Raw genomic sequence first — 9,485 nt, 5'->3', positions numbered from 1 at the left:
TTTTAATGTTTTTGAAAAATGAATGAATTGCGTTGAGCGGTTGGCGTGAAGTGTAAAGTAGCTGGCGTTTTGCGTTTCATTTGCCTAAACTCTAAACCCTCTTCTCTAAACTGTTTAAAGTTAGTTCGTTAGTGGTTAGAATTTACGTGATGCCTTAAACCATTTACCTTTCTGCCTTCAACCTCCGCTTAGGCTTTTGGCCAGTCGTTAAGGTGCTCGGCATTGCCTAATTTAAGCTTTCTGGCTGAAATCTGGAATTTGAGTGTCATCGGGTGATCGCCAACAATGTTTATCCCTTCGGAATATTTAACAATGTAGCCATCCTCGAAGTTAACTTCTTTCATTTTGGCATCTTCCTCCGTTTTCTTGATCAGAAGGGTTCCTGTAATAGGTTTGTACTGGTTGTTTACCATCGCCTCGATTATTGAGGTGTCTTCGGTTGACTCGATCTCAATGTCGATGGTACCGCCGTAAACTCCGGAAGAAGGTCTTCCCTTAGCATCTACATCACGGTTTAACGCATAGGCACAATGAAGCACATCGTACTCCTTGCCTGAAAAATTTAATCTAGCTTTGAAAGCCATAGTTTTAAAATTTAAAGGTTAAAAATTTGATTTATGTAGCCTCCGCTACTGTACTAACATAACCAAATATCAGGCCAAATATGATCTATATAGCTTATTGATAGGTGATACCCCCCACTCAAAAAAATGGCAAATTGTGTTTATCGCCTAAAAATGCAGTTATAGAACATCTTTTTGTGCAAAAGATGTGGAAAAAACAATCTATCTTTAGTGTTACAAATACATTACGATAAGTGATTACGCTACAAAATCGTAGCGATTGTACACAAAGTGTCGTGTTTTAGGACAAAGTGTACTACTAAAGTAAATATGATGGTCTGTGAGGACACAGACCTGGCGGCATAAATGGCGAAATTTTAAATGAGCTGTGAGCCGAATTTTTCCATTTTGGCCAGCCATTTTTGGCTATAGTGGTTCTCGAGCGAATGCAGTTCGCCAATGGTATTGGTTAATACAGGGCTCATCTTACATTTTTCGAACACTATTTTTTTAATGGATAAATAAGTGGTTTTCTTATTAGCTTTCCACTCTTTAAAGGTCGCCTCATCTAAAATTGATACAATCCTGGCCGACCTGCCACTAAAATTGTTGTTTACATTTTGCTGTTGAGTTGTAAAAATCTGATCGGGCATAAAAAGACGATCGAAAAAACCTTTAACTTTTGCCGGGATATGATCAACATATACGGGACAAAAAAGCACCACATGGTTACTCTGCCTAATGGCAGTTAAAGCTTTTTGCAGATCGGGCTCTAACTCGGCAATCTGTCTGTTGTTAAACAGCTTGTTCGAATTGAATATCAGATCGATAATGGCCAACTCCCTAACGGTCGCACCAACACTTTCTGCCCCTTGCTTATAGGCATTAATCAGGAAATTTGTAGATGCGTTTTTTTCAATATCTCCATTGAGGAGAAGTACTTGCTTCATTTTTTTTGATTAATCTGATCAGGCCGATGCATTACAAAATTATAAAGAATTTGTTAAGTGTTATGCATAACCCATAAAAAAACCCAACGCTGGGGTTGGGTTTTTATTTTCAGCTATCAAAAACTATTGCTGATTATATTCTGAACTCCATGTGGTATTTTCATCTTCACCTTTGTGTCCATCCAGTTTTACCACAAAACTTTTAGCTGGGAAATATGGTGTGATGTGGATATCCAGGTGGATTCTGTCTTTCTGTTGTTCATCTCTCTCGAAACGCATAATTTTAAATCGCTCGATTAAACGGTCGGCGCCCTGGATACCATCCAAGAACTTAACAATCTGGCCACGCAGGTCCTGTTCCGTTTTAGAAGTCCAGTTTTCGAAAGCCCTTCTGTTCAGGAAATCGAATAATACTTTAGTAATATAATCGAATACACGTACAACCGAATAAGTTTGTAAACCGATGTTATCGCCGTTAAATAAGGTTTTGGCAGAGAAAGCCATTACTTTACCATATTCGTTAACCATTGGCACCAAGCCTACTCTTTCTAAATGAGAGATTTCACTTTTCTTTAAATCGAATTTTACACCATCTACTTCATTTATAGCACCATGTTTTTTACCTGCAGTAACCTGCGACATTAAGGTGTAATACATTTTACCTGCAAGTGCTGCTGATCCTGGTACGGTTAAATCATCTTCCTCACCCACTTCTGCAACTTTACCACGGCCAACCAACCAGTTACATGTCATGATTACATTCGATCTGAATGCATCACCTCCGGTAAAGTTTGCTGCGGTAAATAAATCAAGTACATCATCCGGCTGATCAAGATCGGCAAAATCGGTTACCAGCATGGCTTTGTTGTTATGCGCAATTTTACCCCATCTCTCTAACACTTTATTAGAGCCCATATAGCCAGGCACAACCATTAACGAGTAGTTATTACGGAGATCCAAACGGTCGTAATTCTGTTTTAATTCATCATCTACGAATTCAATAAAGCGTGGATTATCGAGATCTTTGATCTGATCCATTGATGCATTTAACAGCACCACATTTTTAAGCTTGTCAGATTCAGTGTTTTTATAAAATAAATGTACCGAACGGTATGCCTGCTCCAGCTCTCTTGTACTTTCTAATGCGGTACCGATGTTTTTATTAAGGTTTTCTTCGGCGGCATTCAGTTTTTGGGTACTTTTTTCAACCATATCGGCAACCGAAGTAGAAGATTCAAGTACATCGATCCAAAGCTGGATTTTCTTTTTCAGCTCTTCGCGTTCTTTCTTTTTCTCATCACCGGTTAAAAAGATCTGTTTACGGGCTTTACGTTCAGGGTTTAAATTCTGCAGACCATCAACAGTGGCTTCCAACAGATCGAAACCACCAACACGGGCCAGTTTTTCGAGGTTATCTTTAAGTGATGTTTTTTCTAAGGTTTTGGCTTCAGCTGGTTTAAAACCTGCCTGGCCTGTATTTTCGTCGGTTTTTAATTCTTGAGGATTTGACATGTTTTCTTGGCGTTAAGATTATTTATTTTGCTCCAATTCGTCAACAAAGTTCTTCAAAGCGTTAATGAAAGCCGACTTTGTTTCTTCGTCATCAAGTGTAGCTTTTAAGGTTTTGTTCGATTTTAACTGTTTGATTACGTTAAGCGACATTTCTCTTTCGATGTTCACATTAGTAAGGTAGTTACTTTGGTTGATAATGTTTTTCACACCAAAATCGCCCAGATCGTTAAAGTTTATCGTTTCCCCAACGGTAGATCCATCCTGCTTTTCGAAAGCTACCTTCACATTTGGTTTATAATGTTCGAATACATCTTTCACCGTTTTTAATCCCTCTACTTTTTCTGGTTTTATCGGATCGTTATCGGTAAGTTTCTGTACAAAAAGTGTTTTGTTGTGGGCAATTTCTGCGAAGGCTTCTGAGGTGTCAATTTTCCGCTCGTTACCACCAATTTCATAATTAAACATAGTATGTTGATTTAGGTTTACGATTATTTTTTTCTAATAATATAATAATTAACGTTTTAACTCAATTTTTGTTCCAATGTTACGGTTTCTGGCTGAATAATACTCCATTCGAGTTTATCTTCCTCTGCATGTTTACTTACCACAACCTTCGATCCTTTTTTTAGTTCACCAGAAATGATGTATTTCGAGATTGGCCTGCGTAAAAGATTTCTGATAACTGCCGATAGCTGCCTTGCACCATATTTTGGTGTAAAACCATCTAAAGCGATCATTTTTTTGGCATCTTCTGCAATTTCAAAATCGATACCCATTTTATTGAGCGATTGCGCCAAACTGCTTAACTGGATTTCGAAAATACGCACCACATTACTTTCGTTTATCGGCGCAAAAGGAACAATCTCGGAGATCCTGGCTAAAAATTCGGGGCGGAAATGCCCTGCCATTACCTCCATTAACTGATTTGAAGCAGGGATTACTCCTTTGCCAATCTGTTCGGCAATCCATTCGCTACCGATATTTGAGGTAAAAAGAATCAGAGAGTTGCTAAAATCGCCCTCTTTTCCTAAACGATCGTGCATGTGGCCTTCGTCCAGGATCTGTAAAAAAGTATCGAAAACGGAAGGGTGCGCTTTTTCAATTTCATCAAAAAGCAGTACAGAATAAGGCTGTTGCCTGATTTTATTCACCAATAAACCGCCTTCTTCGTAACCAACATAACCGGGAGGCGCACCATAAAGTAAGGCGGCACTATGCTCTTCCTTAAATTCGGACATATCGAAGCGGATCATCGCTTTTTCGTCGTTGAACAAAAATTCGGCGATTGATTTGGCCAGTTCGGTTTTACCGGTTCCGGTTGGCCCCAGTAAAAAGAAGGATCCCATTGGCTGCCCTTTTTTATTCAACCCGCTGCGCGATTCGAGTATGGCATCAGAAACAGCTTTTAATGCCTGATCTTGTCCTACCACACGTTTTTTAAGGTACTGCTCCATATTGAGCAATTTTTCCTTTTCACCGGCCTGCAGTTTACCCATTGGGATGCCTGTTTTGTAGGCCACTATAGAAGCAATATCCTGTTTGCTGATGCGATCGCTTTTTTCAGCAGCATATTTTTTTAATTCCTGTAGGCTTTTGGTAATATAACCTTGGTATTCATCGGCTGTTTCGAAAGCATCGGTTTGTGTTTCATCGGTTAAGCGGCCCAGCAAAACCGGGCTTAATTTATTCTGAAGCAAAGAGAAAAGCCATTTATAATCTGCAAATTTCTCTGCTTCCGATTCTTCGGTATTGGCATTTAAAGCTTCCAGATCTGTTTCCAAACTTTCGATTACCTGATCAGAGGTATCGTTCATCATTTTCATGGCGGCCATTGTGCGGTCGAGCAGATCGAATGCAGAATCGGGGAGCCTCCTATCTTTCATGTAACGTTTGGCCAAACGCACACATTCGCCCAAAGCATCGGGTTCGATGGTTAAGGTATGGTGCTCTTCGTATTTTACGGCCAGTTTCTGCAGCATTTTAATGGTGCTTTCTTCGTTTGGCTCATTTACCTGCAACACTTCAAAACGTCTGCTGAAAGCCTGCTCAGGCTCGATAATTTTGCGGTACTCATCAATGGTTGTGGCACCGATTACTGTAATTTCGCCACGGGCCAGTTCTGGTTTCAGTAAATTACCTATACCCGCACCTAACGGCCCCTTACTATCCAATAAAGTGTGGATTTCATCAATAAAGAGCACAGCCTTTTCAAATTGCTTGATTTCTTTGATGATGTTTTTTAAACGGTCTTCTATTTCTCCCTTGTAAGAGGCGCCTGCAATTAACGAACCTAAATCGAGCTCAAAAAGCTGCACGGGTTTTAAACTCTCAGGTACATTCTGGTTTACGATATCAATAGCAAAACCATCAACCAAAGCGGTTTTACCTACGCCGGCATCACCGGTTAGGATTACATTTGGTTTGGTGCGGCGGCAAAGGATTTCCATCATCTGCCTGGTTTCTTTATCACGGCCGATAATAGGGTCGGTTTTACCATCACGCACCATCTGTAACCTATCTATACAGTATTTATACAGGGCATTGCCTGTGCCTTTGCTTTCGGCACCAGCGCTTGTTTTATCAGGCGAAACCACCCTCGAAATTTCTTCATCTTTTACATACAGATCCAAAATCTCACGTTCTTTAATCGGGAACGATTTTAGCTGATCGGGCTGAAAACCGATACCCGGTTTTGCCAATGCAGTTAATACACATACCGGGGTGATTAAATCCAATCCCAGTTTAATGCGTACATTATCGGCCTCTTCAAAAATCACGGCAATTTCTGGCGCACCACTCACGGTATCCGTAAAACTCGCCGATTTTGCCTGTTCATCTATCCGCACTTCAGCCCATTCGCTAATATATTCTTCATCTTTCCCAATAGAGGTGATGAAGGAGCGCAGGCCAACATCTTTATGCATCAATCCTTTAAGCAGGTGAGCCGCAGTAAACACTTCGTTTCTGTACTCTTTAGCTAAAGACTGTGCAATGTGCAGGGCTGTTTTGACCGATTCGCTTAAATTTGTAATTGCCATATCCCTTAGTTGGTTGTAGGCAATACTGCCGGGTTAAAATTATTTTCGGTGATGTAGTAATATGTTTTGCCGTTCGAAATAAACTGCTGCTCAATCTGAGTAGCCCTTTTAATCTGCTGAACCGATTGATTTAATAATTTAATGTAGCTTTCGAACGCTTCAAGCGGCATTTTAGAAGTGTTCTTTAAATCGCCAACGGTGTATTTCTCTAAAAATTTGTTGTTTAAAGGTAAGCCGGTTACCAATTTAATGTAGTTGGCCAAGGTTAAACGCTTTATGTTGCCCGATGACTCTTTAATCCCCAGCATCTGTTTTGGCATTTTCACATAATTTTTAACGAGTTTACTCCTGAAAGAAGACTGATCGGCCTGCAAATTTTGCCCCAACATAATCGAAAACACATCTACAATCTGTTTGTACTCCATGTTATTTAAAACGATGGCATATTGTAATGTTGAAGGGTTATTTTTCACTGCATCAGCCGACAGATTTGCGGTGCTATAGTATTTAAACGCATTGTGCGGCATGCGGTCTGCAACTTCCGCGCCAACGGGTTCCGGCAATAAACCTTCTACATCGGCAGTCAGGTTTTTACGCGATATGCCTGTTAAACGGAAAGCACTATCCAATGAACTGATCTGGTTATAGATATCGGAATTGGTTTCTTTTACGAAACGGCGTAAAGCAATCGTCATGCTCTGGTTAGAATTTACCGAACCTTTTGTTGGGAAAACTACCCCGCCCTGGATTAAACTGTTTTTAGGGTAATCTAAATAATAAGAGATGGAATCCTGTAAACTGGTATTATAAGGCTGGAAGCTTTTTAAACCCTCACCTTTTACCATGGTGTTTTTTCTGTATTCGGCAGAGCGGATAGCCGATTCTGAAACGAGTTTACGCGACTGGATTACAAAATCGTTAAATGACTGATTAAAATCACTATACACCTGTAAGGCTAAAATACGGGCATCTGCCTGCGCAACCTGCTCACTCAATTCGTTAATCAGGTAATTGTTGGTTCCCCCGGTATTTCCGGTACTGCCAACTAAAATAATTAAATTGGTTTCGTTCTTTTTTGCTTTAAATAAGCCTAATCCGGTTTTTATTGCCTGAAAAACAGGTTCTTCGCTTACTTCTCCATTACACCTAACGGTATTTTTAGCCTGATTTGAAAGAAAAGTCATCAACTGCCTGTAATCATTCTGGATCGGGCTTACAAAAATACCTTTTAAAGCGCAACCACTTTCGCCACGGTATACTACACCACCAAAGTTCACTTTTGTTCCTTTACCAAAATCGCCCATAATATTTTCGAAAGAAGCGATGGTATTGGTCATTCCAGAAAAATATTTGGTCATTGGGCTACCACCATCCACTACAAAAACAACATTTACCTTGGTTTTATTTTTACGGAGGTTAAGGTAGTCCTGATAAGAAAGCGCAGAACCGTTAATGGTCAATATTTTATTGTCTTTTTTGTTGTAAACATCTGCAGCGATACCTACCGTGTTACCTCCTTCACCGTTTGAAACAACAGGTACACTACGCAGGATCAGATTCTCCCTTGGCAATAAAGGATCTACCGTGAAAGTTGTTCCTTTATCGATCCCGTTTTTGATGGCTACCGAGGTAGAATCATCCTTATCGTAATCACCCGGTTTAACAGAAGTAATGTACAAACGATCGCCCCAGCTGTGTACAGCTTCGGCAGAAACCCAACCATAAATACTTTTTAAAGCGGTATCTGCAACTAGCTGGTCATCAGCACCTATCAGGTATTTTTTTCCATCTTCTGATTTTTTGTAGATATAGGCAATTTCGTGCAACCTTACTTTTGTACGTCGGTCTTTAAGTTCGGGTGTATTGTAAACCAGGATAGAATCGGTAGTATCGAAATAGAACTTTGGTTCGGTTAGGGCATTTTTCCCGTTTACGATACCGATGGCTTTTTCTGCATACCCTGTTTTTTGGTTAGAGAAAGCGCGTTGCCATAAAAGCAGTTTAGATTTTGCGATCCAACCATAACTGATGGCACTTTTTTTATCGTTTATTTTTCTGCCCCTGATCATTCCGGCCTTGTATTTAATCAGTTTCAGGTAGCCGTTTTCTTCTTTTGAAACATAAAAAGGTTCCATAAAGCTGATTTTTTTCATAATCAGGCTTCCACCTGGTGCAGTAGTGGTATAATTATCTTCACGGTCTGAAAAAACAATCCATGGCAAACTGCTGCTACTGGTATTGTCCATTACGTTTATACTTTCTGAAGGCCTTTCGTAAGATTTAGGCATGTATTTTACTCTTTTGCCAAAGGATGCCGGCGATTGTGCGTAGGCAAACGATATTCCTATAAAAAGAAGGGTTAAGGCATAGTATTTTTTCATAATCTGTAGATGAGCTTTAAAATTAGGTGAGCTGTTAATTTATCTTGTTTTGTCTGGTGCATCAGCAGTTGTTGCTGCAGGCTGGGCCGTTCCCGAATGTTGTTTAATGTTTACCAAACTGGCACAGGTAGAATTTGGCTTGATGGTTAGCTGCGCTTCATCAACGGCTATTTCTCCCCCAAATGTTAGTCCCATGCAGTATGAATAAATATCGGTCTGTTTTTTCTTACCGTTCATTTCTACATTTACCGTTACTTTTTCGTTACCGCACATGTATTTGTTAACGAGATAGTAATAGTTGGAGTTAAAATCGGCACCATTGGCAATGGCCTGTAAACGGGCCCTGATATCATCGATGGTTTTACGTTCGCCATCACCTGGGGCAACAATATCTTCAACGATTTCGGCATTTGGATCAGTGATCAAAATGTTTAGGAAAGCAGGTTTACGGCTTTTATCCGAGCGCAGGCGTACCACATATTTCCCTGGGGCACGGTAGGTATATAAAGCGGTTTTTCCTTTAACATCTACGCGTCCGGTTTCGCCGAACGACCATTCGAAATCTTTTCCTTCGCCGTCTCCTTCGAGCCTGATTTCTTCGTTAACCAAACCTGCGGTTGGGCCACTAATGGTTAGTACACTATCTACAACCGGTGTATGAACGGTATCGCGTACGGTAACCGGAAATTCCTGACGGAGTTCGCCATCAACGGTTAAGCGCACAATGTAAGTGTCGGGCTTTGTGTAGTGGTAAGAACCGGTTTTTGTAGTGGCTTTTTCGCCGTTTCCGAATTCCCATAACCATTTTGTAGCTTTTGGGGTATTATCGGTAAAAACCAGACTTTCGTTTAAATAAATTTCATCTTTTAAGATTCGCGCATCAATTGCCCTTTTTTCGAACAATGAACTTTTAAATAGGAAAATAAGACCTGTTAAGAGCAATACAGCTAATAGGATGTAGAGAATAACATAGCCCTGCGAATTTGAATTAACTTGCTTGGTGTTTGTGTCAGACATAGGTAGCGTTTTTTATAGGTTGTT

The 9,485-nt window shown here is 40.2% G+C and carries 7 protein-coding genes; all 7 read right to left on the bottom strand.

Going from position 1 to position 9,485, the window contains the following annotated elements:
• Positions 1 to 188: 188 nt before the first annotated feature.
• Entirely contained in the window at positions 189 to 584 is a 396-nt protein-coding gene (gene tssD, locus EYS08_RS23945) for a type VI secretion system tube protein TssD (protein WP_025141859.1), read from the bottom strand.
• A gap of 356 nt (positions 585 to 940) precedes the next feature.
• Positions 941 to 1,513: an NAD(P)H-dependent oxidoreductase gene (locus EYS08_RS23940; RefSeq protein ID WP_131032459.1), complete on the bottom strand. Its 573-nt coding sequence runs from the start codon at positions 1,511 to 1,513 to the stop codon at positions 941 to 943.
• Between the two features lie 123 nt (positions 1,514 to 1,636).
• A complete protein-coding gene (locus EYS08_RS23935) occupies positions 1,637 to 3,025 on the bottom strand; it encodes a DUF5458 family protein (RefSeq protein WP_131032458.1) in 1,389 nt (462 codons plus the stop codon).
• A gap of 18 nt (positions 3,026 to 3,043) precedes the next feature.
• Positions 3,044 to 3,490: a hypothetical protein gene (locus tag EYS08_RS23930; RefSeq protein ID WP_057933296.1), complete on the bottom strand. Its 447-nt coding sequence runs from the start codon at positions 3,488 to 3,490 to the stop codon at positions 3,044 to 3,046.
• 56 nt (positions 3,491 to 3,546) lie between these two features.
• Positions 3,547 to 6,063, bottom strand: coding sequence for an ATP-dependent Clp protease ATP-binding subunit (locus EYS08_RS23925; protein ID WP_131032457.1), 2,517 nt, complete (start codon positions 6,061 to 6,063; stop codon positions 3,547 to 3,549).
• Positions 6,064 to 6,068: 5 nt separating this feature from the next.
• The gene (tssR, locus tag EYS08_RS23920; protein ID WP_131032456.1) at positions 6,069 to 8,444 is read right to left on the bottom strand and encodes a type VI secretion system protein TssR domain-containing protein; all 2,376 of its coding nucleotides are present in this window, start codon (positions 8,442 to 8,444) and stop codon (positions 6,069 to 6,071) included.
• A 39-nt stretch (positions 8,445 to 8,483) separates the two neighbouring features.
• On the bottom strand, positions 8,484 to 9,461 hold the full coding sequence (locus tag EYS08_RS23915) for a PKD domain-containing protein (RefSeq protein WP_131032455.1): 978 nt from the start codon (positions 9,459 to 9,461) through the stop codon (positions 8,484 to 8,486).
• Between the last annotated feature and the right edge of the window lie 24 nt (positions 9,462 to 9,485).

Origin of the sequence: Pedobacter kyonggii (genome assembly GCF_004310665.1) — a bacterium.
Lineage (GTDB): Bacteria > Bacteroidota > Bacteroidia > Sphingobacteriales > Sphingobacteriaceae > Pedobacter > Pedobacter kyonggii.
Note: the sequence above shows the minus strand (reverse complement) of the source record. Positions and strands in the feature narration are given on the sequence as shown.

Excerpts from the sequence above, each read along its gene's own strand:
- tssD (WP_025141859.1), bottom strand. The coding sequence starts at position 584 with ATGGCTTTCAAAGCTAGATTAAATTTTTCAGGCAAGGAGTACGATGTG.
- EYS08_RS23940 (WP_131032459.1), bottom strand. The coding sequence starts at position 1,513 with ATGAAGCAAGTACTTCTCCTCAATGGAGATATTGAAAAAAACGCATCT.
- EYS08_RS23935 (WP_131032458.1), bottom strand. The coding sequence starts at position 3,025 with ATGTCAAATCCTCAAGAATTAAAAACCGACGAAAATACAGGCCAGGCA.
- EYS08_RS23930 (WP_057933296.1), bottom strand. The coding sequence starts at position 3,490 with ATGTTTAATTATGAAATTGGTGGTAACGAGCGGAAAATTGACACCTCA.
- EYS08_RS23925 (WP_131032457.1), bottom strand. The coding sequence starts at position 6,063 with ATGGCAATTACAAATTTAAGCGAATCGGTCAAAACAGCCCTGCACATT.
- tssR (WP_131032456.1), bottom strand. The coding sequence starts at position 8,444 with ATGAAAAAATACTATGCCTTAACCCTTCTTTTTATAGGAATATCGTTT.
- EYS08_RS23915 (WP_131032455.1), bottom strand. The coding sequence starts at position 9,461 with ATGTCTGACACAAACACCAAGCAAGTTAATTCAAATTCGCAGGGCTAT.